The sequence below is a fragment of the Streptomyces sp. NPDC020747 genome (genome assembly GCF_044334695.1).
Classification (GTDB): Bacteria; Actinomycetota; Actinomycetes; order Streptomycetales; family Streptomycetaceae; genus Streptomyces.
In genome coordinates, this window is the sequence record NZ_JBIRTJ010000001.1 from 1,159,905 (window position 1) to 1,185,861 (window position 25,957).

At 70.6% G+C, this 25,957-nt stretch carries 24 protein-coding genes and 1 pseudogene; 14 read left to right on the forward strand and 11 right to left on the reverse strand.

Going from position 1 to position 25,957, the window contains the following annotated elements:
• Nucleotides 1-111: 111 nt before the first annotated feature.
• The gene (locus ACH4YP_RS04710; protein ID WP_398489332.1) at nt 112-912 is read left to right on the forward strand and encodes an IclR family transcriptional regulator; all 801 of its coding nucleotides are present in this window, start codon (nt 112-114) and stop codon (nt 910-912) included.
• A gap of 84 nt (nt 913-996) precedes the next feature.
• Here ACH4YP_RS04710 and ACH4YP_RS04715 read toward each other — a convergent pair whose 3' ends face one another.
• Nucleotides 997-1,311 (reverse strand): DUF5955 family protein, encoded by a 315-nt coding sequence (locus ACH4YP_RS04715; protein WP_361067343.1) that lies wholly within the window; start codon nt 1,309-1,311, stop codon nt 997-999.
• Nucleotides 1,312-1,537: 226 nt separating this feature from the next.
• Between ACH4YP_RS04715 and ACH4YP_RS04720 the strand changes: the two genes are divergently transcribed.
• Together ACH4YP_RS04720 and aceB are read left to right on the forward strand one after the other, a co-directional pair.
• A complete protein-coding gene (locus tag ACH4YP_RS04720; RefSeq protein ID WP_398489334.1) occupies nt 1,538-2,137 on the forward strand; it encodes an NTP transferase domain-containing protein in 600 nt (199 codons plus the stop codon).
• A gap of 202 nt (nt 2,138-2,339) precedes the next feature.
• Complete coding sequence (gene aceB / locus ACH4YP_RS04725) at nt 2,340-3,974, forward strand: malate synthase A (protein ID WP_398489336.1); 1,635 nt, start codon at nt 2,340-2,342, stop codon at nt 3,972-3,974.
• Between the two features lie 21 nt (nt 3,975-3,995).
• Here the strand turns inward: aceB and ACH4YP_RS04730 are convergent, their stop codons facing one another.
• The 4 genes and pseudogenes from ACH4YP_RS04730 to ACH4YP_RS04745 all read right to left on the reverse strand — a co-directional run.
• Nucleotides 3,996-4,277, reverse strand: a complete 282-nt coding sequence (locus ACH4YP_RS04730) for a SelT/SelW/SelH family protein (protein ID WP_361067361.1) — start codon at nt 4,275-4,277, stop codon at nt 3,996-3,998.
• A gap of 47 nt (nt 4,278-4,324) precedes the next feature.
• Nucleotides 4,325-5,239, reverse strand: a complete 915-nt coding sequence (locus ACH4YP_RS04735) for a HipA family kinase (RefSeq protein WP_398489337.1) — start codon at nt 5,237-5,239, stop codon at nt 4,325-4,327.
• Between the two features lie 154 nt (nt 5,240-5,393).
• A complete protein-coding gene (locus tag ACH4YP_RS04740) occupies nt 5,394-5,573 on the reverse strand; it encodes a hypothetical protein (RefSeq protein WP_361067364.1) in 180 nt (59 codons plus the stop codon).
• Nucleotides 5,574-5,615: 42 nt separating this feature from the next.
• Nucleotides 5,616-6,201 (reverse strand): annotated as a pseudogene (locus ACH4YP_RS04745) (SDR family NAD(P)-dependent oxidoreductase); the annotation flags it as partial.
• Between ACH4YP_RS04745 and ACH4YP_RS04750 the strand changes: the two are divergent.
• The gene (locus tag ACH4YP_RS04750) at nt 6,200-7,069 is read left to right on the forward strand and encodes a helix-turn-helix domain-containing protein (RefSeq protein ID WP_398489338.1); all 870 of its coding nucleotides are present in this window, start codon (nt 6,200-6,202) and stop codon (nt 7,067-7,069) included. The pseudogene ACH4YP_RS04745 and the gene ACH4YP_RS04750 overlap by 2 nt on opposite strands.
• Before the next feature lie 243 nt (nt 7,070-7,312).
• Here the strand turns inward: ACH4YP_RS04750 and ACH4YP_RS04755 are convergent, their stop codons facing one another.
• Together ACH4YP_RS04755 and ACH4YP_RS04760 are read right to left on the reverse strand one after the other, a co-directional pair.
• Nucleotides 7,313-8,218: a hypothetical protein gene (locus ACH4YP_RS04755; protein ID WP_398489340.1), complete on the reverse strand. Its 906-nt coding sequence runs from the start codon at nt 8,216-8,218 to the stop codon at nt 7,313-7,315.
• A gap of 490 nt (nt 8,219-8,708) precedes the next feature.
• Nucleotides 8,709-8,990 (reverse strand): hypothetical protein, encoded by a 282-nt coding sequence (locus ACH4YP_RS04760; protein ID WP_361067327.1) that lies wholly within the window; start codon nt 8,988-8,990, stop codon nt 8,709-8,711.
• A 268-nt stretch (nt 8,991-9,258) separates the two neighbouring features.
• Between ACH4YP_RS04760 and ACH4YP_RS04765 the strand changes: the two genes are divergently transcribed.
• Entirely contained in the window at nt 9,259-10,188 is a 930-nt protein-coding gene (locus tag ACH4YP_RS04765; RefSeq protein ID WP_398489341.1) for a helix-turn-helix domain-containing protein, read from the forward strand.
• 113 nt (nt 10,189-10,301) lie between these two features.
• Here the strand turns inward: ACH4YP_RS04765 and ACH4YP_RS04770 are convergent, their stop codons facing one another.
• Together ACH4YP_RS04770 and ACH4YP_RS04775 are read right to left on the reverse strand one after the other, a co-directional pair.
• Nucleotides 10,302-11,291 (reverse strand): glycoside hydrolase family 43 protein, encoded by a 990-nt coding sequence (locus ACH4YP_RS04770; RefSeq protein WP_398489343.1) that lies wholly within the window; start codon nt 11,289-11,291, stop codon nt 10,302-10,304.
• A 190-nt stretch (nt 11,292-11,481) separates the two neighbouring features.
• Nucleotides 11,482-13,086, reverse strand: coding sequence for an IucA/IucC family protein (locus tag ACH4YP_RS04775; protein WP_398489344.1), 1,605 nt, complete (start codon nt 13,084-13,086; stop codon nt 11,482-11,484).
• 119 nt (nt 13,087-13,205) lie between these two features.
• Here ACH4YP_RS04775 and ACH4YP_RS04780 point away from each other — a divergent pair, with 119 nt between their 5' ends.
• From ACH4YP_RS04780 to ACH4YP_RS04790, 3 genes are read left to right on the forward strand one after another with little or no spacing between them, the layout of a single operon-like run.
• A complete protein-coding gene (locus ACH4YP_RS04780) occupies nt 13,206-14,753 on the forward strand; it encodes an IucA/IucC family protein (protein WP_398489346.1) in 1,548 nt (515 codons plus the stop codon).
• 32 nt (nt 14,754-14,785) lie between these two features.
• Nucleotides 14,786-16,063, forward strand: coding sequence for a VWA domain-containing protein (locus ACH4YP_RS04785; RefSeq protein WP_398489347.1), 1,278 nt, complete (start codon nt 14,786-14,788; stop codon nt 16,061-16,063).
• Nucleotides 16,063-16,890 (forward strand): hypothetical protein, encoded by an 828-nt coding sequence (locus tag ACH4YP_RS04790; protein WP_398489348.1) that lies wholly within the window; start codon nt 16,063-16,065, stop codon nt 16,888-16,890. The genes ACH4YP_RS04785 and ACH4YP_RS04790 overlap by 1 nt, the downstream gene beginning before the upstream one ends.
• 163 nt (nt 16,891-17,053) lie before the next feature.
• On the opposite strand, the gene ACH4YP_RS04795 is transcribed toward ACH4YP_RS04790, so the two are convergent.
• Nucleotides 17,054-17,686, reverse strand: coding sequence for a winged helix-turn-helix transcriptional regulator (locus ACH4YP_RS04795; RefSeq protein ID WP_398489350.1), 633 nt, complete (start codon nt 17,684-17,686; stop codon nt 17,054-17,056).
• Between the two features lie 87 nt (nt 17,687-17,773).
• On the opposite strand from ACH4YP_RS04795, the gene ACH4YP_RS04800 reads away from it, so the two are divergent.
• The 3 genes from ACH4YP_RS04800 (at nt 17,774) to ACH4YP_RS04810 (ending at nt 20,304) form a co-directional block, all read left to right on the forward strand.
• Entirely contained in the window at nt 17,774-18,982 is a 1,209-nt protein-coding gene (locus tag ACH4YP_RS04800; protein WP_361067305.1) for a pyridoxal phosphate-dependent aminotransferase, read from the forward strand.
• A 140-nt stretch (nt 18,983-19,122) separates the two neighbouring features.
• On the forward strand, nt 19,123-19,767 hold the full coding sequence (locus tag ACH4YP_RS04805) for a hypothetical protein (RefSeq protein ID WP_361067302.1): 645 nt from the start codon (nt 19,123-19,125) through the stop codon (nt 19,765-19,767).
• A 114-nt stretch (nt 19,768-19,881) separates the two neighbouring features.
• Complete coding sequence (locus ACH4YP_RS04810) at nt 19,882-20,304, forward strand: acyl-CoA thioesterase (protein WP_398489351.1); 423 nt, start codon at nt 19,882-19,884, stop codon at nt 20,302-20,304.
• Between the two features lie 109 nt (nt 20,305-20,413).
• Here ACH4YP_RS04810 and ACH4YP_RS04815 read toward each other — a convergent pair whose 3' ends face one another.
• Nucleotides 20,414-20,815 carry a winged helix-turn-helix transcriptional regulator gene (locus ACH4YP_RS04815; protein ID WP_398489352.1) on the reverse strand — a complete coding sequence of 134 codons (402 nt, stop codon included), beginning with the start codon at nt 20,813-20,815 and terminating at the stop codon, nt 20,414-20,416.
• A 219-nt stretch (nt 20,816-21,034) separates the two neighbouring features.
• On the opposite strand from ACH4YP_RS04815, the gene ACH4YP_RS04820 reads away from it, so the two are divergent.
• The 3 genes from ACH4YP_RS04820 (at nt 21,035) to ACH4YP_RS04830 (ending at nt 25,878) form a co-directional block, all read left to right on the forward strand.
• The gene (locus ACH4YP_RS04820) at nt 21,035-22,450 is read left to right on the forward strand and encodes an MFS transporter (protein WP_398489353.1); all 1,416 of its coding nucleotides are present in this window, start codon (nt 21,035-21,037) and stop codon (nt 22,448-22,450) included.
• Between the two features lie 245 nt (nt 22,451-22,695).
• Nucleotides 22,696-24,912: an alpha-N-acetylglucosaminidase gene (locus tag ACH4YP_RS04825; RefSeq protein WP_398489355.1), complete on the forward strand. Its 2,217-nt coding sequence runs from the start codon at nt 22,696-22,698 to the stop codon at nt 24,910-24,912.
• 150 nt (nt 24,913-25,062) lie between these two features.
• Nucleotides 25,063-25,878 carry a chitosanase gene (locus ACH4YP_RS04830; RefSeq protein WP_398489356.1) on the forward strand — a complete coding sequence of 272 codons (816 nt, stop codon included), beginning with the start codon at nt 25,063-25,065 and terminating at the stop codon, nt 25,876-25,878.
• The last annotated feature ends 79 nt before the right edge of the window (nt 25,879-25,957 follow it).

The window sequence follows — 25,957 nt, forward strand, 5'->3', positions numbered from 1 at the left end:
TCCACAAAGCGGAATTAGACTTCCACCACGCAGAACGTAACCACACCGAGCCGTGCAGTCAACCAACTGCCGGGTAGGCTGCCTCCCTGCCCGCCTGAAAGGACCGCGCCCGTGCCGACGTCCAGCGCCAGCACCACCGACGCCAAGCCAGCCGCCGCCTCCGGTGGCGTCCAGTCTCTTGAGCGCGCCTTCGATCTGCTGGAGAGGATGGCGGACGCGGGCGGTGAGGTCGGGCTGAGCGAGTTGTCCGCGAGCAGCGGGCTGCCGCTGCCCACCATCCACCGTCTCATGCGCACGCTCGTGGCCTGCGGTTACGTACGCCAGCAGGCCAACCGGCGTTATGCGCTCGGCCCGCGGCTGATCCGGCTCGGCGAGTCCGCGTCCCGGCTGCTCGGCACCTGGGCCCGCCCCTATCTGGCACGCCTGGTCGAGGAGACCGGCGAGACGGCGAACATGGCACTGCTCGACGGCGACGAGATCGTGTACGTGGCGCAGGTGCCGTCCAAGCACTCGATGCGGATGTTCACCGAGGTGGGCCGCCGGGTGCTGCCGCACTCCACGGGCGTCGGCAAGGCCCTGCTCGCGCACGTCCCGGCGGACGAGGTGCGCGCCCTGCTGTCCCGTACGGGCATGCCCGCGGCGACGGAGAAGACGATCACGACCCCGGACGGGTTCCTCAGCGCGCTCGAAGAGGTACGGAGCGCCGGGTACGCGGTGGACGACAACGAGCAGGAGATCGGGGTCCGCTGCCTCGCCGTCTCCGTACCCAACTCCCCCACCGCCGCGGCGATTTCGATCTCCGGTCCGGCCGGCCGTGTCACCGAGACGGCGACGGAGCGGATCGTGCCGGTACTCCAGCAGGTGGCGGTGGAACTGTCGGCGGCCCTGGCCAGTTCGGGATCGGCCACCTGAACGCCGGTTCGGGATCGGCCACCTGAGCGCCAGTTCGGGATCAGCGGCCTGAACGCCGGTTCGGGGTCGGCCGCCTGGCCGGTCTCAGCGTCGCGGTGGCTCGCCGAAGAGCTCCACCGCGCTGCGTACGCCCGCGAGCCCGGTGGCCAGTGCGCTGACCGAGCCGATGGAACCGGCGATCAGGAGCAGTGAGCGGCGCAGGCGGGGCACCTCCGGCATCCCGGTGACGGCCATCGCGGCGAGCGCCGCGAGCTCGTCCTCCGCGATGCCGCGGTCGGGGAACTCGGCCGGATGCGCGGCGAGTTCGCGGCGCAGCCTGGACACCGCGGTCCGCAACTCCGCCACTCTCGGATCCTCGTCGCTGCCGGTCACTGGCCTCTGCCCCAAGCTCCGCAACACAGCTCTCCCCCCCTCGCACGTCTTTGTGCGCGATACGTCGTGCACGCTCCGCGCCGCCCCGCCCGAAACCGTCCCGCAGCGTTGGTCAGACGCCCAGGGACGCGGGACAGTAAACGCCACCCGATGCGGTGGGCGCCACCAACATGACCGAAATTCAGTCCCCGGACACCGCGAGGCCCGCACGGGCTTCGGGGCATGTCCGCCCCCGGTCCGGTATGCAGGGGGAATGACGGAGAACAACGAGCAGGTCGCCGGGCTGCTGCTGGCCGCCGGCGGGGGGCGGCGTCTCGGCGGGCGCCCCAAGGCGCTGCTGACCCACCGAGGACACCCCCTCGTCGAACACGCGGTCGGAACACTGCGGGCGGGCGGCTGCGCCCGGGTCCATGTGGTGCTCGGCGCCGGGGCGGACACCGTGCGCGAGCGGGCCGTGCTGCCCGGCTGCGTGCTCGTGGACAACCCCGAATGGGCGCAGGGCATGGGCTCCTCACTGCGGGCCGGCCTGGACTCGCTGGCCGGTACGGGCGTCCGGGCCGTACTGGTGTCACTGGTGGACCAGCCGGGGATCGGGCCGGAGGCCGTGGCCCGCGTGCACGCCGCGTACACGTCGGACGAGACGCTCGCGGCGGCCTCGTACGACGGGAAGAGAGGGCATCCGGTGTTGTTCGGCGCCCGTCACTGGGCGGGGATCGCCGCCACCGCGACCGGGGACCGGGGTGCGCGCGCCTATCTGGGGGCACACGAGGACGAGATCGTGCTCGTCGAGTGCGGGGACGTGGCACAGCCGTACGACATCGACACGGAGAGCGACCTGGTCCACCTTGAGTGAACGGGGTGGCACCCAGCGCCACATTCCCTCGAAGCGGAGAATCTCGACGTCAACAGATTATTGAACTTCCACCATGAGGAAACTACTATCCACTGTTCAGAAGCGTTCGACTCTCCTCCGGGTCCCGTCGGCCGCTTCAGGTTCCGCTGGCACCCGGTGCCGCGGCGTACTCACGTCAGCTCGCTGAAGGAAGTGACAGTTCATGTCCGCACCAGCGCCGTCCCCGCTGGCCATCGTCGACGCCGAGCCCCTGCCCCGGCAGGAGGAGGTCCTCACCGACGCGGCCCTCGCCTTCGTGGCGGAGCTGCACCGGCGGTTCACGCCCCGGCGTGACGAGCTCCTCGCCCGCCGTGCCGAGCGCCGCGCCGAGATCGCCCGCACCTCCACCCTCGACTTCCTTCCGGAGACCGCCGCGATCCGCGCGGACGACTCCTGGAAGGTGGCCCCGTCGCCCGAGGCCCTGAACGACCGCCGCGTCGAGATCACCGGCCCCACCGACCGCAAGATGACCATCAACGCCCTCAACTCGGGCGCCAAGGTGTGGCTCGCGGACTTCGAGGACGCCTCCGCGCCCACCTGGGAGAACGTGGTCACGGGCCAGGTGAACATGGCCGCCGCGTACACCCGCAGCATCGACTTCACCGACGAGCGCACCGGCAAGTCGTACGCCCTGAAGGCCCCCGAGGAGCTGGCGACCGTCGTCATGCGCCCGCGCGGCTGGCACCTCAACGAGCGTCACCTCGTCGACGCCGAGGGCACCCCGGTCCCGGGCGCGCTCGTGGACTTCGGGCTGTACTTCTTCCACAACGCCCAGCGGCTGCTGGACCTCGGCAAGGGCCCGTACTTCTATCTCCCGAAGACGGAGTCGTATCTGGAGGCCCGCCTCTGGAACGAGGTGTTCGTCTTCGCGCAGGACTACGTCGGCATCCCGCAGGGCACCGTCCGCGCGACCGTCCTGATCGAGACGATCACGGCGGCGTACGAGATGGAGGAGATCCTCTACGAACTCCGCGACCACGCCTCGGGGTTGAACGCGGGCCGCTGGGACTACCTCTTCTCCATCGTCAAGAACTTCCGTGACGGCGGGCAGAAGTTCGTCCTCCCGGACCGCAACGCGGTGACGATGACAGCCCCGTTCATGCGCGCGTACACCGAACTCCTCGTCCGCACCTGCCACAAGCGCGGCGCGCACGCGATCGGCGGCATGGCGGCGTTCATCCCGTCGCGGCGCGACGAGGAGGTCAACAAGGTCGCCTTCGAGAAGGTCAAGGCCGACAAGGACCGTGAGGCGGGCGACGGCTTCGACGGATCGTGGGTGGCCCACCCGGACCTCGTGCCGATCGCGATGGCGTCCTTCGACGCCGTGCTCGGCGACCGGCCGAACCAGAAGGACCGGCTGCGCGAGGACGTCGACGTGAAGGCGGCCGACCTCATCGCCGTCGACTCGCTCGACGCGAGGCCCACATACGACGGACTCGTCAACGCCGTCCAGGTGGGCGTCCGTTACATCGAGGCCTGGCTGCGCGGTCTCGGCGCGGTCGCGATCTTCAACCTCATGGAGGACGCGGCGACGGCCGAGATCTCCCGCTCGCAGATCTGGCAGTGGATCAACGCGGGCGTCGAGTTCGAGCACGACGGAAACGTGGTGAAGGCGACCCCGGAGCTGGCCCGCGAGGTCGCCGCCGAGGAACTCGCCAACATCCGCGCCGAGATCGGCGAGGAGGCCTTCGCGGCCGGCAACTGGCAGCGGGCCCACGACCTGCTGCTCACGGTCGCGCTCGACGAGGACTACGCGGACTTCCTGACCCTGCCCGCCTACGAGCAGCTGGCCGGCTGAACCGGCCGAACCGCACGCGTCTCACTTCTCCGAGTGGCCCAGGGACTTTTCCGGGGCCACTCGGTCGCGTACGAGGCGCTTGACCGCCGTCGGCTCCGGGAAGCCCTGCTCGCGGCGGTCCCAGATCACCTCGTCGTCGACCCGTACGACGAAGACGCCACCCGTGCCCGGCTTGAGCGCGAGCTCCGTCAGCTCCTGCTCGAAGGTGGTGAGGAGTTCCTGGGCGAGCCAGGCGGCGCGGGGCAGCCAGCGGCACTGGGTGCAGTACTCGATCTGGACGCGGTGCGTGTTCTCGGCCGGCATGTTCTCGGTGGTCGTGTTCTCAGCAGTCACACCAGCATTCTCGGCGGTCATCCGAGGTGCACCGACCAATCCTGTTCCGCCGCCGGCTTGCCGTGCAGGTCGGGGACCTGCTGGAGCCAGTTCGGCCGCCCCCGCCGGGTCTTCGCCGCACGGTCCGCGTCCTCGGCGGCCAGCTGCTCGCGGGTGGGGAAGTCCGTGGGGAGCCAGGCCGCGGAGGACCTGGCACGGGCGAGGAGGTAGCCGACGTACGCCTCACGGGCCTCGTCCGGGGTCGCGAAACCGGGCTCGCCGTCGAGCCAGGCGTCGGGCACCTCCGCCGTGATCGCGCGCAGCAGTTGCTCCGTCACCTTCGACGCGAGCTCGGCGTCCGCCGCGCGGGTGTCGGGGGTGTGCCCGCCGAGCGCGTGCCGCCGGAAGTCGTACGCCTTCTCCGGCTCGGAGGCGTCCCAGCGGTGGTGGAAGACCAGGGCCGCGCCGTGGTCGATCAGCCACAGCCGTGGGGGCGCGACGCCGAGCGTGGGCCAGACCATCAGGTTCGAACTGTGCGTCGTACGGTCCACGTTGACCGTGAGGGCGTCCAGCCAGATGATCCTGCCCGCCTCCAGCGGGTCCACGGGGAACGTCTCCGCGACCTCCGGCGTGAAGTCCTTGGCGCCGGACAGGTAGTCCATGCCGAGATTCAGGCCCGCGCTGGCCCGGAGCAGGTCCTGGACCTCCTGGTGCGGCTCGTGCGCGCCGATCGCCGGGTCGAAGTGCACCAGCACCAGCTCGGGGAACCGCAGCCCGAGGGCTCGCGCCAGCTCCCCCACGATCACCTCGGCGACCAGCGCCTTGCGCCCCTGCGCCGAGCCCGTGAACTTCACGACGTAGGTGCCCAGGTCGTCGGCCTCGACGACTCCGGGCACGGAACCGCCTGCCCGCAAGGGTTCGATGTAACGGGTCGCGGTAACCTCTCTCAGCATTTTCCCGGGCCACCCACTTCACAGTCCGTCAATGGCCGTCCGCCCCTTGTTTCCGGCTTCCGGCATGAAGTGAGCATAGTAACCAGGGGTGATCACGCCGATCCGACGCCGGTGCGGCCGGTGTGGGCTGTCCCGCCTTCGCGCACACTTCGGGTCAGTGGCCGCTGAGCATGGCCAGGACGCTGTCATAGGCGCCGTTGGCCTCGGCATGGCGCAGGGGCTTGACGTTCTCGACGAGGATTTCCCTGGCGTCGGGCCGCGTGCGCAGGAGGGTCATGACTTCGGAGAGGAAGTCCTCCAGCGGCATGGTCTGCGCACTGTCCTGCTGCCCCATCAAGGTGGTCCGCACGGCCGGCGGGACCAGTTCGACGACCCTGACGGAGGTTCCGGCGAGCTGGACGCGCAGGCTCTCGCTGAAGGGGTGGACCGCGGCTTTGGTGGCGTTGCAGGTCGGCGTGACCGGCAGCGGTACGAACGCCGGCCCGGAGCTGACGTTGATTGACCAGGACGTTCGCCTCCGGACAGGTGCTGGTCACCGTCTCGCGGGCGTGGACGATCGACGTGAGGTCGGTGACGTCGAGGACGATCGTCTCGATGCCTGGGTGGTCGGTCGTGATCTGGTCGAGCAGACCCTTGCGCCGGCCGGCGACGATCACCTCGTTGCCTGCCTGAAGGAAGCGCAGGGCCAGGCCGAGCCCGATGCCCGAGGTGCCGCCCGTGATCAGAATCGTGTTGCCCGTCGTCTTCATGGAAGTGTTCCCTCCTTCGCGGCGGGAGCCGGTGCGCCCCGCGCCACCCACCCTGGCCGCGCCTGCGGCTGGGTGGGAGAGGAGCGCTTGTCCCAGGGACCGGCGCTCCCCGTCCGAGGGCCGCCGCCGGCCGGCTCCGCCCGCCAGAGGGGCTGAGCCGCGGATCGGCGGTCCCTGGATGAATGGGCAGGCAGCGGCCACCATGGAGGGCATGGACAGAGAAGGACTGTCGGAGTTCCTGCGTCGGCGGCGTGAGACGCTGCGGCCCGGCGATGTCGGACTGATCGACGGCCCGCGCCGGCGCACCCGGGGACTGCGCCGAGAAGAGGTCGCCCAGCTCGCCGGCATGTCCACCGACTACTACGCCCGACTCGAACAGCGGCGCGGCCCGCAGCCCTCCGAGCAGATGGCAGCCGCCCTCGCCCGCGCCCTGCGCCTGACCCTGGACGAACGCGACCACCTCTTCCGCCTCGTCGGGCACAACGCCCCAGCGCGCTTCCTTCGCTCCGAGCACGTGGACCCGGCTCTGATGCGGGTCCTGGACCGCCTCGACGACACCCCGGCCCTGGTGCTGTCCGATCTCGCCGACACCCTGGTGCAGAACCCGCTCGCGATCGCGCTGCTCGGCGACCAGACCCGCCACACCGGTCTGGCACGCAGCGCCTACTACCGCTGGTTCACCGATCCGGCCGAGCGGACCCACTACCCGGAAGAAGACCACCCGAGGCAGAGCCGGATTCAGGCGGCCGCCCTGCGGGCGGCGCTGACCGACGACCGCAGCGACCCCAGAGCCGCGCAGATCGTCGCCGAACTACGCGAGCGCAGCCCTGAATTCGTCCGCGTGTGGGATCGGCACGAGGTCGCCAAGCGGTTCGAGGACCACAAAACCCTCGTTCACCCCGAGCTGGGCCGTATCGACGTCGACTGCCAGGTCCTGTTCACCGACAACCGCGCACAGACCCTGCTCGTGATGACCACGCGTCCCGGCACGGCAAGCCACGGGAAACTCCAACTGCTCTCGGTCATAGGGCACCAGCAGTTCACCACTGACCCGCCGCCCACGCGGCCCACGTCCACTTGACGCTGCGCACGAACGGCTCGGCCGCGCCATCGAACTCGCCGTACTCGCCGAGGAGTTGCGGGCGGGCGTCGTCGGTCTGGAGTTCCTGTTCTCCGGCCGTAGCGGACCGACAGGTCGATGACCGACCCGCCGAACCGCACGTACGGCCCGGTGCCTACCACTGCTTCGACGGCATGGCACCGCGGGCGGCCAGCGGTGCGTGCCCCGCGAGAAGCGCGGGGCACGCACCGTTATTACGCCACGTCAGTTTCCGTACTGGAGTGGGCGGTGGGCCTTGTACTCGCTGCCGGCTGTCAGCCCGTAGGTCAGCGATCGGTGACTGGTGCCGTACACGCTCCGCTGTTCGTAGGCCGTGTACGAGCGGTGGTCAGCGTCGTTCCACTTCTCGAAGATGACGACGTGGCGCGTGTTGTTGTTGCCGATGGCGTCGATGACGAGGTCACCGGGCTGGAGCTCGCTCATGGGAATCGGGCGCGTGAGATTGCGGTTGGCCAGCCCCACGGTGTTGGTGCCGGGTGTGGGCAGGCCGAGCGCCATGGAGGCGTAGCCGGAGCAGTCCTGCCGGTAGCCGTTCTGCCAGTACAAGCCCTGGTTGTAGGGCACCGGGCGTCCGTTGTTGGCAGTGAGCCAGGCCGCGGCGCGCTGCAGGGTCTGCTGCCGCGAGCCGGGCTGCTGGGTGGGCGGCACTTCCTTCACGGGGACGCCCGGCAGCCGGTCTTCGGGGATGTCCACCGCGACAACGGTGAGGAAGCCGGTGACGGGCTGGGTGATGTGGGCCATGAAGGTTGAGCAGGCGCTGCCCTCGCACACCCTGCGGCCGGTGTCGACCTGGTAGTCGGCCGTGATGCGGTCCTGGCCGGGGGAGGTCTGGTTGATCATTCCCACGGAGGGCGAGTTGATGTCCTGCGTTGCGTGCACGACCCAGCGTGTTCCCCAGGTGGGGAAGGAGGCGGCGGCCTGCGCGGCGGCGGGCCGAACCCCCGTCGTGCCGACGTGTGCGGGAGCCGCCGCCGTGGTCGACGCGTCGGCGGGCGTCGCGAGGCCGCTTGCGGCAAGGCAGGTCAGGGCGAGCGTCGGCAGGAGCCGGCGCAGCAGCGCAGCGGGGCGTGGGACGCCGAACAGAGGGGTGCGGTGGGGGCGGATGGACATGGGAATCCTCTTTCTCCGGAATCCGGAATGTTGGTGGATGGTCCTGATGGGTCGGCCGGGTCGACGAAGGCGTGGTCGTACGCTTCTGTGGTCGGCGCCGGGCGTCCCCGTTGCGGCGAGTGCCGCAGGCGGCATGAGTTCCTGCCGAACGGGCCCTGGGCGCAGGGCGCGCTGGTGGACGTCCAGAGGGCTCTGGCAGTTCTGCCCTGGGACGGCCGCATCGTGTACGAGCGTGTCCTCGGCCCAGTGGCGCAGTTTGCCGCCGCCAAGGAACGGGAGCCGTGCGCAGGGCTGTCCGGGCCGTCGGCGCCGCAGAGTTGCCGCCCGGCCAGAACGCGTGACGGTGTCCTGCGAGGAGCGACCGGACAGTCTGTCTCTGTCTGTCTGTCTGAGGTTTGGGCCGCTACCGGCCGCCGGTGGCCTCCTCCTGCTTGAGAGGAGGCCACCGACAGCGCCGGGTTGTCAGTGGTTGGTTCTCAGCGGTTGGTTCTCAGCGGTTGGTCCACAGGTTCCACACCCAGGGCCACATGGAGCCCTCGGCGCACTGGTAGTTGTCCCAGTGCCCACGGTCGATGCCCTGCTGGCCGGCCGTCTGGCAGCCGCCCAAGGTCATGTACTTGCCGCGGTGGACGTCGAGGCCGTCGGCCGCCTGGACCGCGGCCACCTGGTGGGATGCCGCGACCGGTGCCGCGACGGCAGGCGCCGCCCAGCCCAGACCGAGCCCGACCACTGTGATCGCCGCGAAGGCGGACAGCGCAGTGCGTACACGCATGGTGAAAGTCCTTTCAGAGGGGTTCGAAGTCGGGCCCGTGCGGAATCCGCCGACACAGCCACGACCACCGGCACGCTCACCCTCGGGGGTGATCCGCTCAGCCGGTACGCCGAGTTTGCGCAGAATTACGCACCGTCACAACCGGATCCCGCTTGCTTCACCGATGTCGGGATAAATACAGTCCTGACCTGCTGGGACGTATCCGTCCCGGGACATGGGACAGCCGGCGGGACGCCGTCGCTCCCCCTGCGGAAAGGCCCTCTTCTCGATGACCGGCCAACGACCAGGCCATCGTGCGGCAGCACGGAAGCTGGGAGACGCGCTGCGGAGCCTGCAGCAGCAATCGGGGCGCACACTGCGCAGCCTGGAGACTCAGGTCCGCATCAGCGACTCGTCGCTGTCGCGCTACTTCCAAGGGATCACGGTGCCGCCGTGGGCCACCGTTGCCCAGCTGTGCGAAGCACTGGGAGTGGACCCGATCGAGTACCGGGCGCTGTGGGAGGCCGCTGACCGATGCCAGCCCACGTCCGGCGCCACAACTCCATTCACAGAGACACCGGCTCCCGCTGAGGCGACATCCGCGGGGGCGCCAGAGCCCGCCGCCAGGGCGGCATCCGTGCCGGCTCCGAAGCCGGCACCAACCGTCGAAGACGTGTACTGGATCCGCGAGGCGCGGGAGTGGATGCGCAGCCGCTGGGCCTTCGCCCTGGCGGGCGTACTGGTAGGCGGCGTCACCGGCGCACTGCTCACCGCGCTCGTCGCGATCCCTGGGCCGGCGCCCGCACAACAACCGTCCGGGGCTGCGCTGCTGGGCCCTGGGAACAGGCCCGGCCGGTCGGACACCGTCCAGCCCTTCATCAACAGGACCACCGGCCGCTGCCTGGACCACAGCCTGGATCACGGACTGCGCACCTACGCGTGCAACGGACTGAGCTATCAGCGGTGGACGGTGCACGCCCTGCCCGATGGCACCCACTACCTGAGAAACCATGCCACCGGAGCCTGCCTGCACGATCAAGGCACCAAGGTACGTATGGGCGCGTGTGCCACCGCGACATCGGGCAAGTGGAATGTCAGGACCTGGACCGACGAGTCGACAACACTCTCCAACGAGGCGACGGATGCCTGTTTGGAGGACAGCACCTCCGGGCTTCGCGCCACTCGGTGCAAGGACACAAACCGACACAAGTGGGGATAGTGGTACCTACGCGGCGAGGACCGAAGCCCGACCCGAGCCAGTCGCGCCGACGACCCGCGCAAGTCGGTGTCGACGGCTCATCGCAAGTCAGTGTTGACGGCTCATTACCGGCTTCACCGCGATGTCGAACCTGCGCTGACGGTCAACCGACCGCCGCTGAAGGACAGATCCGCCGCGTACATCATTCGCCAGGAGCGGTCAGCGTTCCAGCCGTGGAACACGATCCGGTCCCGGCCGTCCGCACCAGCCACCACGTCCTGGCCACCCGGACCACGTACTCTCCCCGCGAAGGTGTTCGTCGTCATCAACGGTGCGTCCGCCTTGACGTAGGGGCCCGTGAGACGGTCCGCCACCGCGTACCCGACGCCGTAGGCATCCGTGCGGTACGGCCCGCCCGAGTAAAGCAGCACATACTGTCGACCGCGTTTGATCAGTGTGGGCGCCTCGACCACTTCGCCCTCCCACTCACGGTCCTGCGTCAACAGCCTTACCGGCTCGCCCAGAAGACGCGTGCCGTCCTCAGAAACGGACTGCACATGCAGCCAGGTTCGCATGCCGCAGCAGTTCCCGTCGTTCTTCCACACGACATACCGACGCCCGTCTTCGCTGTAACTGGCCGCGTCGATAGCGCCTCCCTGGTCAGCGGGACAGATCAGCGGGCCCTCTCCCACCGGACGGAACGGCCCCTGCGGCGAGACCGACAGGGCGACACCGATGCACTGCCGTCCACCGGCCCGGTCATGCGCGGTGTAGTACAGGGTGAAACCACGGCCGTTGTCGAACACCTCCGGCGCCCATACCCGCGGCTCAACAGGATCGACCCACTCCCCCAGCACCGGCAGGACGTCACGCGTGGCGGCCGACCAGCGCACCAGATCCCTCGACGTGGCCCGCTGCACGTTCTTGCCGTTCCCACTCGTGGCATACGCGTGGAACACACCTCCCGCCCTCACCACGTCCGGATCAGGAAAGTTCATGTCAAGGACCGGCCCGCTTCCAGCTGGGCCAGCCGGCCCAGCGTGTGCGGGCGAGAAGCAGACCGCAGCCACGGCTGCGAACACCACAACTCGGCGCAGACAACGACGTAGGACTTCGTTCACCATGGACCTGTCCCTCCCGGGTGCGCCACGGAGCGGCGCACCGAGCGTTCGACGAATTACAGAGACAAACGACGCAACCGCCCTCTTGTTTCGCCCCGGCAACGTCCCATCCCCAGCGCCCTCACCCACAACAACCAGGACTGACACAGGTGAGCTCGGCTCCTGTCCCTCGCAGCACACCGGCCACTGACATTCAGTCGCTCAGGCGGCCGACCGGCGTCCACTGCCCGCTGCCCGCCGCGTCCGGCGTACTCAAGGGGTTCGGGACGGGCAGATAGCGTGCGTCGGCGCCGTCCGCGCCGGTCCAGCGCAGCAGCAGATTGGTCTTGCCGGGCAGGGTCGGTGCCCGGAGCAGTTCGGCCGCCTCGGGCAGCTCCCCGCCGCACCGCGTCAGCTCGCGTCGCACTGCAGCCCGGAGCCGCACGCCCGGGTACCTCTCCCCCAGTGCCTCCGCGATCTCCAGGAGGTTGTTGACGACGAGGCAGTACACCAGCCGCTCCCACCCGGCCGCGCGCGTCACCTCGGACAGCAGTTTCACGCCTTCCGCGTCACGGAACAGCGCCTGCGCCGGCATCCCGTCGGCGTCCACGGCGATCACCGTGTTCTGCAGGTGCGCTTCGAGTACGACCCCGTGCCGGGCGAACAACTCCAGGGCGGGCGGTACGACTTGACGCAGATACGCCGTCCACCAGGCGGCCGGGTCGGCGAGGCCTTCGAGGGGGTTGCCCGCGAAGGCCTGGGCATGCGGACCGTGCGAACCCTCCGCGCCCCGCGTCCTCTCCGTCAGCGCGGCCGCCAGGACCGGCGTCGCGCCGGGGGTCACATGGGTGCGGAGCCCGTCGCGTACGAGGACGGCGAGCTCCTCGAAGGCGAAGTCCGCGGTGCGGTAGCCGCGGTCGCTCAGCCAGGCCGCGGGGGTGCCCGTGGCCGCGAAGGCCGAGGTCACCGCCGCGTCCGTGCGGCGCAGCCGGAGGAGGTCGTGCCTCCAGAGACGGCGGATGTCGTTGGTGATGCGGACGTCGAGGCTGAACTTGAGGAAGAGGTCGGTGTCGGGGACGTACAGAGTGCGGACGGCCGCCGTCGGCCAGGCAGTCCACGGTGAGGGGCCCAGTCGTACGAGGCGGCCGTCCGCGAGGGCCTCGCGGATCTCCGGGCGGGCGCCGACGAGGTCGAGCTGCCAGGGGTGGACGGGCAGGAGGCGATAGCCGGGCGGGGCCTCGCCCAGCGCGTCGAGCGCGCCCGTGTCACCGTCCTCGACGCACACGTCCTCCCGCAGCCCCAGAAGCACCAGCGGGAAGCGGGTGTACGCCTCGGGGGCGTACGGAATCCAGCCGGTGACCGGGCCTCCGCCGCGGGCCTTGGGCGCGGGATGGTAGGGATGTCCGGTGATCAGGGACTGTTCGGAACGCCGGTACAGGTCGTCGGGCGGGGTCACCCCCTCCCGGGCGGTCAGGATCGCCGCCACCGCGTCCCGGCTGTCGATCATCTCGATGGGCAGTTCGGGGTTCGACAGGCCGGTGTGCCCGCGGAGGACCTCGGCGGTGAGCTTGACCAGTTCGGCGTGGCTGATGCGCTGCCAGGCACCGGCGGCGTACACCTCCGGCTCGGCGGGACGGCGTCCGTCGCGCACCCGCAGGAGCCGTCCCCCGGCCGGCAGCCGGTACACGCGCCGGTCCCCGGACTCCCCGGGCCCCGGAGCGGGCTCGCCGAGTTCCCGCAGCAGACAGTTGAGCAGCGGTGCCGCCGCGTACGCATCGGCCGCTTCGCCGATGCCGTCCCCGGAGGGCATGGGGTGCATGGGTGGCATGGGGTGCATGAGGTCCACGCGATCCGTTCGTTGCGTACGGTGCCCTGGCGCTCAGTATGTCCGGCGTTGTACCCGGCCGCGACGCCGTCCCCACACCCTAGGAGCCCTCTGTGCACCCTCCCCGGACCCCGGCCGAGACCGAGGCCGTTCTCGCCGCCGAGCTGCGCACCGTACGCCCCGCCCTGCTGTCCCCGTACGCGGTCGAACTCCCCGGTGCCCGCGCGGCCGTGCTGACCCGGCTGTGGCGCGGGCTCGTCCATGAGCCGCTGCCGTGGGTCGCGCGCCGGGAGGCGGCGGGGCAGGACGGGTTGGTGCTCCGGCTGGCGGACGGGCGTCGTCTGTACGGCCCGGTCTCGGACGCGTACACGACGGCCGCCACCGTCAGGGAGGTCGAGCTGGACGGGACGGCGTACCGCCACCCGGCCGCGCTCATGACGGCACTCGGGCTGCCGCACGGGCACGCCTTCGCCGTCGAACTCGGCCACAGCGTCGCCTCGTTGGCCCTCTCCCGCGCCAACCAGCCCGCGAAGAGTTCCCCTTTCACGTCCTGGGGGTGGGAGCAGCGGGTCGTGGACGGGCATCCGTTCCATCCCAACTGCCGTTCCCGGCCCGGCTTTTCGGTGGCCGAGCAGCTGGCGTACGCGCCGGAGCACCGGGCGGACGTCGAGCTGGGTCTTGTGGCCGTGCCGGAGGGCGCCTGCCTGGCGGGCGGGGAGTGGCCGTACCGGGAGGCCGGGCGCGTGCTGATCCCCGTACATCCGTGGCAGGCGCGGCATGTGCTGAAGGACGAGAGGGCGGTCGGGGAAGACGTCGCCGGGGAGAGCCTGGCCGCGCATCCCCTGATGTCCCTGCGCACCCTGGCCCTCCCGGACGGACCGCACGTCAAGACGGCGCTCAGCGCCCGGCTGACCTCCTCCGTGCGGGACATCTCGGTGTACTCGATCGAGTCGGCGTCGGCCGTCTCGGCGTTCATGGAGGCGATGGCCGGGCGCATGGACGGGATGCTCCACATCACCCGGACCCTCGGCGCGGTCACCGCCAACACCCCTGATCTGGCAGCGGTGTTGCGCGAGTCCCCGGACGTGTACGCGGGGACGGGCGAGCGGGTCGTCCCGGTCGCCGCCCTCGCCTCGACCGTGCTGCCCCAGTCCCCGGCCTGGCTGGCCGAGTTCAGCCGGCTCGCGCTCGCCGTCGGGCTGCGGCTGCTCGACCTGGGCGTGGCGCTGGAGGCGCACGGCCAGAACCTGCTGGTGGTGCTCTCGCCCGCGGGCGCCCCGCTGCGGCTCGTCTACCGCGACCTGGCCGACATCCGGATCAGCCCGGCACGGCTGGCCCGCCACGGCGTTCCGGCACCGGAACTGACGGGCCGTATCGTCACGGACGACGAGTCCGTCCTGCGCAGCAAGCTCTTCGGCTCGCTCGTCGCGGGCGCACTGGCGGCGACGGCGGGTTCGACGACCGCGCTGCGAGAGGCGCTGTCTGCGGCCGTACGGGAGCTGCCGCGCACCCCGGATCTCACGGCACTGCTCGAAGAGCCGCTGCCCGCCAAGGCGTTGACGACGATGCGGCTGTCGCCGGAGCGGCCGGGGGACAGCTGGGCGCGGCTGCCGAACCCGCTCGTCGACCCGGAAGTCGGCCTGCCCCGCCACTCGTTTTGATGCGCGACGCCATTGATCAATAGGATCCGGCGATGATCACAAGACAACGGCTGGCGGTGGGCGCCTGCGCCCTGCTCGCCGCCCTGACGGCCGGGATCGCCCTCCCGGCCGGAGCCGTCGCCGGCGAACCCACGGGTGACGCAGCACCCAAGGTCGACCTCGTCCTCGACGTCAGCGGTTCGATGCGCGCGCGGGACATCGACGGAAAGACTCGGATGGCCGCGGCGAAGCAGGCCTTCAACGAGGTCCTCGACGCGACCCCCGAGGAGGTCCAGCTCGGCATACGGACACTCGGCGCCAACTACCCCGGCGACGACCGCAAGACAGGCTGCAAGGACACCGAACAGCTCTACCCCGTAGGCCCGTTGGACCGCACAGAGGCGAAGACCGCCGTCGCGACCCTCGCGCCCACCGGCTGGACCCCGATCGGCCCGGCGCTCCTCAAGGCGGCCGACGACCTGGAGGGCGGCGAGGGCTCCCGCCGTATCGTCCTCATCAGCGACGGCGAGGACACCTGTGCCCCGCTGGACCCGTGCGAGGTGGCGCGGGAGATCGCCGCCAAGGGGATCGGCCTCACCATCGACACGCTCGGCCTGGTGCCGAACACCAAACTGCGGCAGCAGCTGAGCTGTATCGCGGAGGCCACCGGCGGAACGTACACCTCGATCGAGCACACCGACGAACTCACCGACAAGGTCAACCAGTTGGTGGACCGGGCCGCCGACCCGGTGGTCACGCCGGTCGCCGTGGACGGCGCGGACTCGTGCGCGCGGGCACGCACGCTCAAGTCCGGGCTCTACACCGACCGCGAGGAGTTCGGGCAGCACCGCTGGTACCGCGTGGACGTCCCGGCGGGCTTCGAGCTGCGCGCGTCGGTGAGCGTGGCGGCCGACCGCCAGGTCGACCGCGACTACGGGGTGTCTCTGCGGGCGGTGACCGCGAGCGGGCGCGAGATCGTGCGCGGCGAGTCGACCGGCTCCGGCCGGACCGACGTCATGTCCGCCGGTCTGCGCTATCCCAAGGCGGAGAGCGAGGACGACGATTCCGACAGCAAGCCCGCGGCCGAGGCCGTGTGCCTCCAGGTCGCCAACTCCTTCTCGGCGGCCTCCGGCGTCAAGACCACGCCCGGACTGCCGCTCGAACTGACCGTGGACGTCGTCGACGGTCCCGACACGTCGAGCGACGTGGCCTCCTTCGGCCTCGGCCGCGGCTGGTGGCTCCTGGCCGCCCTGGTGCTCACCGGCTTCCTCGCCGGTGTGCTGTGGGGTTGGGTCTCACGCTGGCGGGTCGCGGTCTGGAGGACCAACTGATGCGTATTTCTCGCGTGTTGAGCAGCATCCGTGTGTCGAGTGTCGTTCGTGGCCTGGGGGCGGGCCTGCTGGTGCTGGGGGCCGCCGTGTCCCCCGCGGTCGCCGACTCCTCCCCCTCCGCGAGCCCGTCGGACGACGACTCCGCGCCCACGTCGGCCGGTACGTCGTTCCGTACGGCGACCGAGGTCGACCAGGGGCAGCGGGCCACGGCGAGCGCGTCCATGGGCGACTACCTGTACTGGTCGTTCCCGGCCGACGCCGGGCAGCGGCCCACCGTGAAGGCGACGGTGAAGCTGCCCGACGCGCATGCCTCGGCGACCTGGCAGGTCGACGTGTACGACGGGCTGCGGCGCCGCCAGGCGTGCCAGTACGGGGCGCAGACGCGGACGGCCTCCCAGGACGCGGCCTCCGTGGAGCTGTCCTGCACGCTGCGTACGGTCCGTGCCTGGTCCGAGCCGTGGGCCGACGACCCGTTGCCGGGCACGTACTACGTCCGGCTTACCACTGTCGGCCTCAAGGCGGCCGACCTCGGGCTGCCGGTGAGCGCCGAGGTCCAGGTCGACTCGAAGGACGTCGGCGGGGCCGCCGCGGTGGACGGCTCGCTGGCCGAGCCGCTCGTGCCCGGGGTCGCCGTGGCGGCCAAGGGCGGCGACAGCGACGAGGATTCCGAGACCTCGGTCGCCGTGCTGTCCAGCATCGAGCCCGATGACGGCTGGGCCTCCGGCTGGTGGTCCGACCGCTGGGTGTGGACGGCGGTGGGCGGCGTGCTGGCGGCGCTCGCGGGGGTTGGCGGGTACTCGCTGACTCGGGGGCGACCTACGCCGTAGCGCTCCGCTGGACGGCCGGCTCTTGTCTGCGGGCCGGTGGGGGGTCGCGCCCACGCGGCGGAGCCGCATGATGTCACAGCCCCGTGCCCCTGACGGTCGCGGACAGGCCCGTCGCACCAACTCCATGGTGCGGCGGGCCTCTTGATGTCCCGGGGGTACAGGGTCACGCCTCCCGGAGTGTCTTCGCCAGGAGGCTTTCGCCCGTCACGGTGATGCGGCCGTCCCGTACCGCGTCGAGGAGTGCCAGGTCACCTCTCGCGAGTGCCGTGCATGCCTCGGCGTCGAGAGAGAGGCCGGCGTCGGGTTCCTCGGGGGCCGGGCCCTCCCCGTAGACCTGGCCGTCCTGCGCACCCAGTCGTACGTAGAACTCCCCTTCTTCCAGCCGGACTTGGACGACACCGTCGCCAAGTCCCTCCAGGGAACGCAGCAGCGGCAGCGCGAACCAGTGGGCGCGTACCGCGTCGGTGGGGCGCCGTTCCGCCAGCAGCGGCGCGCCCCACTCGCCGAGCGCTTGGAGGAGGGGCAGCAACTCGCGCCCACGGGCGGTGAGTTCGTACACGTTCACCGCTCCCGGCGGCGGCAGCCGTCGTCGGGTCGCCAGGCCGTCCCGCTCCATGCCCTTGAGCCGGGAGGCGAGTACGTCCGTGCTCACACCGGGCAGATCCGCGTGCAGGTCGGTGTAGCGGCGCGGACCGGCCAGCAGCTCGCGGACGATCAGAAGGGTCCAGCGGTCACCGAGGGAATCGAGGGCCCGGGCAGCGGAACAGTACTGGTCGTAGCTTCGGCGAGGTGACATGCGACGCAGCATAGACAACTTGTTGGACTTTCCAAGCTCGAACTTGGTAAAACCAAGCAACACACGAAACCGGAGGGGCGAGCGCGCATGGAGTTCCGGCAGTCGAACAAGCTGAGCGAGGTCTGTTACGAGATCCGCGGCCCTGTCATCGAGCACGCCGACGCACTGGAGGCGGCGGGCCACAGCGTGCTGCGCCTGAACACCGGCAACCCCGCGCTCTTCGGCTTCGAGGCGCCGGAGGAGATCCTCCAGGACATGATCCGGATGCTGCCCCAGGCGCACGGGTACACCGACTCGCGCGGGATCCTCTCGGCCCGCCGGGCCGTGGCGGGGCGCTATCAGACGCTGGGCCTGGAGGTCGGCGTCGACGACGTCTTCCTCGGCAACGGCATCTCCGAGCTGATCTCGATGTCCGTACAGGCACTGGTCGAGGACGGCGACGAAATCCTCATCCCCGCCCCCGACTTCCCCCTCTGGACGGCCGTCACGACCCTCGCGGGCGGCAAGGCCGTCCACTACCTCTGCGACGAACAGGCCGACTGGTACCCGGACCTGGACGACATGGCGTCGAAGATCACGGACCGCACCAAGGCCGTGGTCATCATCAACCCGAACAATCCCACCGGCGCGGTCTACCCGAAGGAGATCATCGAGGGCATCCTCGACCTCGCCCGCCGGCACGGCCTGATGGTCTTCGCCGACGAGATCTACGACCAGATCCTGTACGACGACGCCGTGCACCACTCGGTCGCCGCGCTCGCCCCCGACCTGGTCGTCCTCACCTTCTGCGGCCTGTCGAAGACGTACCGGGTGGCCGGCTTCCGCTCGGGCTGGCTGGTGATCACCGGTCCGAAGCAGCACGCGAAGAACTACATCGAGGGCCTGACCATGCTGGCCTCCATGCGGCTGTGCGCCAACGCCCCCGCGCAGTACGCCATCCAGGCCGCGCTCGGTGGCCGGCAGTCCATCCACGAGCTCACCGCTCCCGGCGGGCGTCTGCACGAACAGCGCACCGTGGCCTGGGAGAAACTCAACGAGATCCCCGGCGTGTCCTGCGTGAAGCCGAAGGGCTCGCTGTACGCGTTCCCGCGCCTGGACCCCAAGGTCCACAAGATCCACGACGACGAGAAGTTCGTCCTGGACCTGCTGCTCCGGGAGAAGATCCAGGTCGTCCAGGGCACCGGCTTCAACTGGCCCACCCCCGACCACTTCCGCATCCTCACCCTCCCGCACGCCGACGACCTGGACGCGGCGATCAGCCGGATCGGCCGGTTCCTGAGCGGCTACCGGCAGTAGGAGGAGGTCCGGCGGACGGTGCGCTTCCCGGGCCCGTGACGGGGCGATGTCAGACCCGGGTCGTAGCCTTCGAATGGGCCCGCCGATCGCCTGGATCCTCGCGTGGGCCCCCTCGTCGACGGACCGGGAAGGAGCGCGCCATGACACGACCGCCTACCGCCGCGCAGCGGCGCGTCATCGACGCCGCCGATCCCGTGACCGGACGGCTCAGGGGTACGGAGAGCCAGCTCGCGGCGCTGGTGAGGCGAGAGCTCGCGTTCCGGCATCCGCGTCCGCCGCACGATCACTTCCTGACGCCCGCCGGGCATCGGGTCCGCGAGGAGACGGCCACGGCCACCCCGGCGACGAGCGTTCCGGAGGCCGCCGAGCCCGCCCGGGAGTCCTCCGGGGTGTTCGCCGCCCGGGTCGGCGGCGAGGAGGGCGTCGACGCCGGTCCGTCGCGCATACGTGAGGTGCACAGCGCCTGGCAGGGGCTGCTGGAGCTGCGCCGCATGACCAATCCCCACGGCGTCGTGGACCGGCCGTGCGCCTGGGAACGTACGCATCTGGTGCAGTCCGCCGCGCTCGCGCTGGAGGCCGCCGGGCACCGGCCGGCGGACGCGGACACCGAGGGGTACAGGGTGCGGGCGACGCCCCAGCCGGAGGCCGTCGCCGTGCGCGGGCCGGACGCCGGGGCCCTGCGTGAGTGCGCGGCGACGCTGGAGCAGGCAGGCTGGCAGGTCGGCGAGCACACGGAGCCGCGTACGGGCGCGCGGTATCTGCTGGCCTCGCCGCGGCGGACGTGACGACCCCTGAATGCCGTACGTCATTGAATGGTTGACGGCTGCGAGCAACCGCTCAGTACGCTTGCGCCCATTCTGTTTGCCATCGATACCGTTGAAGCCGCTGAGGGAGAAGTCATGGCCGAACCGTTTTCCGTCCCGGTGACCGTGCGTGGGTACGAGACCGATGTCCAGGGGCATCTGAACCAGGCCGTGTATGTGAACTACGCGGAGCACGCCCGCTGGTCGTTACTGCAGGCGGCCGGTATCAGCCAGGCCGGTCTGGCGGCCAAGGGCGTGGGCCCGGTGTCGCTGGAGATGACCGTCCGCTACCGGCGGGAGCTGCGGGCCGGCGACGAGGTGGAGGTGACCTGCGACTTCATCTGGGGCGAGGGCAAGACGTTCCGGGTCGAGCAGACGATCCGCAAGTCCGACGGCACCGTCGCCGCCGAGGTCACGGGGGTCGGCGGCCTGATGGACCTCAAGGAGCGCAAGCTGGTGGCGGACCCGAGGGACTACTTCCGCGCACTGGCCTCGGATCCGGGGCGATTCGACCTCTGAGCAACTGAGGGGCGCACCCCTCAGGGGCGCCGGGAACCGCGCGACAAGCCACGACGCACCCGCAGCCGACGCACCACACACACCACGTACCCGGCTCGCGGCGGAGCGCTCACGCGTCGAGCAGTTCGGGTCGGTGCTTGGCGTCGTACGCCGCACGCGACTCGGCGATCGTGACGCGATGCCGTTCCGCCCAGTCGGTCAGACCGAGCAGGCTGGCATGCAACTCACGTGCCACCGGCGTGAGTTCGTACTCCACCTTCGGCGGGACCGTCGGGTGGACGGTGCGCGTGAGGAGTCCGTCGCGCTCCAGATTGCGCAGGGTCAGCGTGAGCATGCGGCGGCTGATGCCCTCGACGCTGCGCTCCAGCTCGGTGAAGCGGATCGGGCCGTGAGCGGCGGCCACGATGATCATCACGCTCCATTTGCCCGCGACCCTGTCAAGAACTTCCCGGACCGGGCAGCCCTCCGCGTGCACCACCTGCGGAGTAACACCGGTGTTCCCCTGGGACATTGAAGTGCCTCCTTACGCCGGTCTCCATGGTCACCCACGATGTCCCCCGTTACAAGTCGTGCACCTATGGAACAACCTGCAGCGATACGGAGGGCCAAAGCCATGTCGTCCCGGAACGGGTCGCCCACAGAGCGACCCACACCGCGCCCGGAACAGAGTCCGGCACAGCGAACGTACTCCCGTTGGGCGTCTCTCGTAGTGCTCTGCGCGGGCACGCTGATGACGATCCTGGACGGCAATATCGTGACCGTCGCGATGCCCGCGATCCAGGGCGATCTCGGCTTCTCCGCCCCGGGACTCGCGTGGGTCGTGAACGCGTACCTGATCCCGTTCGGCGGGCTGTTGCTGCTCGTGGGGCGGCTCGGTGATCTGGTCGGCCGGAAGCGGATGTTCGTGGCGGGGCTCGTCGTGTTCACCGTGGCGTCCGTGCTGTGCGGGGTCGCCACGAGTCAGGGCACGCTGATCGCGGCGCGGGCGCTGCAGGGCGTCGGCGGGGCGATGACCTCGGCCGTGGTGCTGGGCATGCTGATCGCGCTCTTCCCCGAGCCGCGCGAACAGACCAAGGCGATCGCCGTGTTCAGCGCGGTCGGCGCGGCGGGCGGCGCGCTCGGCACCTTCCTCGGCGGGGCCCTGACCCAGACGCTCAACTGGCACTGGATCTTCCTGATCAACCTGCCGATCGGGATCGTGGCCTGGATCGCCGCTCTGCGCGTCCTCGCCCCCGACCGCGGCGCCGGGCTCGGCAAGGGCGCCGACTACCCGGGTGCCGCGCTGGTCACCGGCGCACTGATGCTCACGGTGTACACGATCGTGGGCGCCGGCGAACGCGGGCTCGGCGCCACGCTCGTGCTGGGGGCGGTCTCCGCCGCCCTCTTCGTCGCCTTCACCCTGCGGCAGGCACGGGCCACCCGTCCGCTGCTCCGACTCCGGCTGTTCCGCTCACGCCTGCTCACCGGCGCGAACGGGGTGCAGATCCTGATGGTCGCGGCGATGTACGGCTTCCAGTACATCGGGGCGCTCTACCTCCAACGTGTCCTGGGCTTCAGCGAGTTGATGACCGGCACGGCGTTCCTGCCCGCGCCCGTCCTGATCGGGGTGCTGATGCTGGGCCTGTCCGCGCGCACGATCGGCCGCTTCGGCCCGTACCGCGTGCTGCTCGCCGGGCTCGTACTCATCACGGCCGGGATGGCGCTCCTGGCCCGGGTGCCGGCCGACGGTTCGTACGCCGCCGACGTGCTGCCCGCGCTGCTGCTGATCTCCGCCGGGTTCGCGGCGGCGTTGCCCGCGGTGACCGGGCTCGCGATGTCCGGCACCCTGGAGCAGGACGCCGGCCTGGCGTCCGGCCTCTTCAGCACCACTCAGGTGGTGGGCGGTTCCCTGGGCCTCGCCACCCTCACGACCCTCGCGGCGAGCCGCACCGACGACCTCGTGGACAGCGGCACCGCGCTCGCCACGGCGACCGCGGACGGATACCGACTGGCGTTCGCGGTCGGTACGGGGATCGCGCTGGCGGGCCTGGCACTGGCGGCGGGGATGCTGCGGCCGGGTCGCGAGTCGTCCACCGCACCGGCGAAGGCCGAGGCCGATTCCGGAGCCGGTTCCGAGGCCACGGAACGTGCGGAGGTGTCCGGCTGAGGCGACTGCCGCAGGAGGAGGGGCTGAAATCCAGCCCCTCCGGCGTTTGAGGAGCGGCGGTTCGGGTGCGGAGCCCCGAGTGACGGGAATGGGCAGGGGCGGCGAGGGCGAGGAAGAACCGTCGGCCAGTTCACCACGGGTTCTCCCCCAAGTGGCCCAGCCGCCGTGCCCAGGTACCCCACCGGGGGTACCCATCCCACGGCACCCCACTCCCAGCCTCGCACCGCGACCCCGGAGACCCACCCATGCCGCTAGCCCGTCGCGCGTTCCTGACCGCCGTAGCCGGCGCGGCCGGTACCGTTGCTTGTTCTCACGCACCCGCACACTCGGACGGCAGACCGGCCAAGGAGGCACCCGTGACCGAGGCGGCGACAGCAGCGGCGACCAGGGCGGCCCGGCGGCTCCTCCCCCACCACTGGCGGCAGTTGCGATTCGAGGCGAAGGGCGCCGGGACGGACGCGTTCAGGGTCTCCGGCGAAACCGGCCGCATCACGATCACCGGCGACACCGCGGCCACCCAACTCACCGGCCTCCGCTGGTACTTGAAGCACGTCACCCACGCCAACATCAGCTGGGCGGGCGAGCAGCTGGACCTCCCGGCAGATCTGCCCGGCCCCCCCGGCACGGTCACCCGGACGGCCAACGTCCCGCACCGCTTCGCCCTCAACGACACGAACGACGGCTACACGGGCGCGTACAACGACTGGGCGTACTGGGAGCGCGAGCTGGACGTGCTGGCGCTGCACGGCTACAACGAGGTGCTGGTGTACGCGGGCGCGGACGCGCTGTACCACCGCGTCTTCCGCGGGTTCGGGTACACGGACGAGGAACTGCGGCAGTGGATCGCGGGGCCCGCCCACCAGCCGTGGTGGCTGATGCAGAATCTCGCCGCCTTCCCGGATCCCGTGTCACGGCAGCTCCTCGACGCCCGCGCCACGCTCGGGCGCCGAATCACCGACCGGGTACGGGAGTTGGGCATGACACCGGTGTTCCCGGGCTACTTCGGCACGGTCCCGCCGGGCTTCGCCGACCGGAACGACGGGGCGCGCACCGTCCCCCAGGGCACCTGGATGGGACTGCGGCGTCCCGACTGGCTGGACCCGCGCACCGAACACTTCGCGCGCGTCGCGGCGGCCTTCTACCGGACCCAGGACGAGATGTTCGGCGGCCCTTCGACTCTCTACAAGATGGACCTGCTGCACGAGGGCGGCGACCCGGGCGACGTTCCGGTCGCCGACGCGGCGAAGGGCGTCGAGAAAGCCCTGCTCACCGCCCACCCGGACGCGATCTGGGTCATCCTCGGCTGGCAGCGCAACCCGCCGCGGGCGATCGTCGACGCCGTCGCCAAGTCCCACATGCTCGTCATCGACGGCCTCTCCGACCGCTTCCCGAAGGTGACGGACCGCGAGGCCGACTGGGGCGACACCCCGTACGCCTTCGGCTCCATCTGGAACTTCGGCGGCCATACGACCCTGGGCGCCAACACCCCCGACTGGGCAGCCCTGTTCAACAAGTGGCACACCAAGCAGGGCAGCACCCTGCGAGGTGTCGCCCTGCTGCCCGAGGCGGCCGACAACAACCCCGCCGCCTTCGACCTCTTCTCCGAACTCGCCTGGGAGACCGGCGAGTTGGACCTCACGGTGTGGTTCAGGGAGTGGGCCCTCGCCCGCTACGGAGCCCGCGATCCGCACGCCGAGGCCGCCTGGGACATTCTGCGCCGCACCGCGTACGGCACGACACGCGCCGACTCGTGGAGCGAGGGTGCCGACGGGCTGTTCGGCGCCCGCCCCTCACTCACGGCGAAGTCCGCCGCCAAGTGGTCGCCCAAGCAACTCCGGTACGACTCAGCCGAGTTCGAGCCTGCACTCGGCGAACTGCTCCGGGTGCGCGCGGACCTCCGGAACTCCTCCGCGTACCGCCGCGACCTCCTCGACGTGGCCCGCCAGGCCGTCTCCAACCGCAGCCGCGTTCTCCTCCCCCGCGTCAGGAAGGCGTACGAGGCCGAGGACGCGCCCTGCTTCGACCGGCTGACCGGCGACTGGCTCGCCCTGATGGACGTACTGGAGACCCTGCTGGCCACCGATTCCCAACATCTGCTGGGGCGTTGGGTCGCCGACGCGCGGGCCTGGGGCGCTGACGCGGCGGAGCGGGACCGGCTCGCGTACGACAATCTGTCGCTGCTGACCGTGTGGGGCACCCGGCAGGGCGCGGACGCCGGACTGCGCGACTACGCCAACCGCGAGTGGGCGGGTCTGGTCGGCGGGCTCTACCGGCTGCGGTGGTCGACGTACTTCCAGGAGCTGCGGGCCGCGATGGCGGAGGGCCGCGCGCCGGAGGCCGTCGACTGGTTCGCCCTGGAGGAGAGCTGGACACGCCGGCCGGGGCACCTCGCCACCCGGCCCACCGGTGACACGTACTCAGCCGCCGTCCACGTACGAGAACTGCTGGCCACGACCCGCTGACCGGTCCCGCGCCGCCGCCCGGCCCCGCGGTACGACCTCGGCTCCTCCACAACCGACACCTCCTTGACGGGTATACGTCACTCCGAATCTCTGGTAGGAAACTTTCCTAACAGTACGGACGAACGACTCCCACCCCCACTGGAGGTCCCCGTGCACACCCCCCACATACGCTCCTCGCGACGAACTCTTCTCGCGCTGATCGGAGCATCCCTGGTGGCAGGTCCCGTCATCGCCACCAAGTCCGCGAGTGCCGCGCCGGCCGGCCTCGACGACCCGGCGAAGAAGGAGATCGCCATGAAACTGGTCTCCAGCGCGGAGAACTCCTCGCTGGACTGGAAGGCGCAGTACAAGTACATCGAGGACATCGGCGACGGCCGCGGCTACACGGCCGGGATCATCGGTTTCTGCTCCGGTACGGGCGACATGCTCGACCTCGTCGAGCTGTACGCGCGGCGCAGGCCGGGCAACGTGCTGGCCGGGTACCTGCCGGCCCTGCGTCGCGTGGACGGCACCGACTCCCACGAGGGCCTCGACCCCGGATACCCGGACGCCTGGCGCCGGGCCGCCCAGGACGAGGCGTTCCGCCAGGCCCAGAACGACGAGCGTGACCGGGTCTACTTCAACCCCGCGGTCGGGCGGGGCAAGGCCGACGGCATCGGCACGCTCGGCCAGTTCGCGTACTACGACGCCATCGTGATGCACGGCGACGGCGGCGACAGTACGAGTTTCAGCAGCATCCGCAGGCGGGCGCTCGGCCGGGCCAGGCCCCCGGCGCAGGGCGGCGACGAGGTGACGTACCTCAACGCCTTCCTCGACGCCCGGGTGTGGGCGATGAAGCAGGAGGAGGCCCACGAGGACACCAGCCGGGTGGACACCGCACAGCGCGTCTTCCTCAGGAACCGGAACCGGAACCTGGATCCGCCCCTGGACTGGCAGGTCTACGGGGACAGCTACCACATCGGCTGACCCCACCGGCTGAACGCATCCACCACCTGCTGAACATCTGACCAAACACCCAAGGGCGCGGCACGCATGACGTGCCGCG

Excerpts from the sequence above, each read along its gene's own strand:
- ACH4YP_RS04800 (WP_361067305.1), top strand. The coding sequence starts at position 17,774 with ATGGAGTTCCGGCAGTCGAACAAGCTGAGCGAGGTCTGTTACGAGATC.
- ACH4YP_RS04810 (WP_398489351.1), top strand. The coding sequence starts at position 19,882 with ATGGCCGAACCGTTTTCCGTCCCGGTGACCGTGCGTGGGTACGAGACC.
- ACH4YP_RS04820 (WP_398489353.1), top strand. The coding sequence starts at position 21,035 with ATGACGATCCTGGACGGCAATATCGTGACCGTCGCGATGCCCGCGATC.
- ACH4YP_RS04805 (WP_361067302.1), top strand. The coding sequence starts at position 19,123 with ATGACACGACCGCCTACCGCCGCGCAGCGGCGCGTCATCGACGCCGCC.
- ACH4YP_RS04775 (WP_398489344.1), bottom strand. The coding sequence starts at position 13,086 with ATGCACCCCATGCCCTCCGGGGACGGCATCGGCGAAGCGGCCGATGCG.
- ACH4YP_RS04735 (WP_398489337.1), bottom strand. The coding sequence starts at position 5,239 with ATGCTGAGAGAGGTTACCGCGACCCGTTACATCGAACCCTTGCGGGCA.
- ACH4YP_RS04790 (WP_398489348.1), top strand. The coding sequence starts at position 16,063 with ATGCGTATTTCTCGCGTGTTGAGCAGCATCCGTGTGTCGAGTGTCGTT.
- ACH4YP_RS04815 (WP_398489352.1), bottom strand. The coding sequence starts at position 20,815 with ATGTCCCAGGGGAACACCGGTGTTACTCCGCAGGTGGTGCACGCGGAG.
- ACH4YP_RS04785 (WP_398489347.1), top strand. The coding sequence starts at position 14,786 with ATGATCACAAGACAACGGCTGGCGGTGGGCGCCTGCGCCCTGCTCGCC.
- ACH4YP_RS04720 (WP_398489334.1), top strand. The coding sequence starts at position 1,538 with ATGACGGAGAACAACGAGCAGGTCGCCGGGCTGCTGCTGGCCGCCGGC.
- ACH4YP_RS04750 (WP_398489338.1), top strand. The coding sequence starts at position 6,200 with ATGGACAGAGAAGGACTGTCGGAGTTCCTGCGTCGGCGGCGTGAGACG.
- ACH4YP_RS04740 (WP_361067364.1), bottom strand. The coding sequence starts at position 5,573 with ATGGGGCAGCAGGACAGTGCGCAGACCATGCCGCTGGAGGACTTCCTC.
- ACH4YP_RS04770 (WP_398489343.1), bottom strand. The coding sequence starts at position 11,291 with ATGGTGAACGAAGTCCTACGTCGTTGTCTGCGCCGAGTTGTGGTGTTC.
- ACH4YP_RS04795 (WP_398489350.1), bottom strand. The coding sequence starts at position 17,686 with ATGTCACCTCGCCGAAGCTACGACCAGTACTGTTCCGCTGCCCGGGCC.
- aceB (WP_398489336.1), top strand. The coding sequence starts at position 2,340 with ATGTCCGCACCAGCGCCGTCCCCGCTGGCCATCGTCGACGCCGAGCCC.
- ACH4YP_RS04730 (WP_361067361.1), bottom strand. The coding sequence starts at position 4,277 with ATGCCGGCCGAGAACACGCACCGCGTCCAGATCGAGTACTGCACCCAG.
- ACH4YP_RS04760 (WP_361067327.1), bottom strand. The coding sequence starts at position 8,990 with ATGCGTGTACGCACTGCGCTGTCCGCCTTCGCGGCGATCACAGTGGTC.
- ACH4YP_RS04825 (WP_398489355.1), top strand. The coding sequence starts at position 22,696 with ATGCCGCTAGCCCGTCGCGCGTTCCTGACCGCCGTAGCCGGCGCGGCC.
- ACH4YP_RS04765 (WP_398489341.1), top strand. The coding sequence starts at position 9,259 with ATGACCGGCCAACGACCAGGCCATCGTGCGGCAGCACGGAAGCTGGGA.
- ACH4YP_RS04755 (WP_398489340.1), bottom strand. The coding sequence starts at position 8,218 with ATGTCCATCCGCCCCCACCGCACCCCTCTGTTCGGCGTCCCACGCCCC.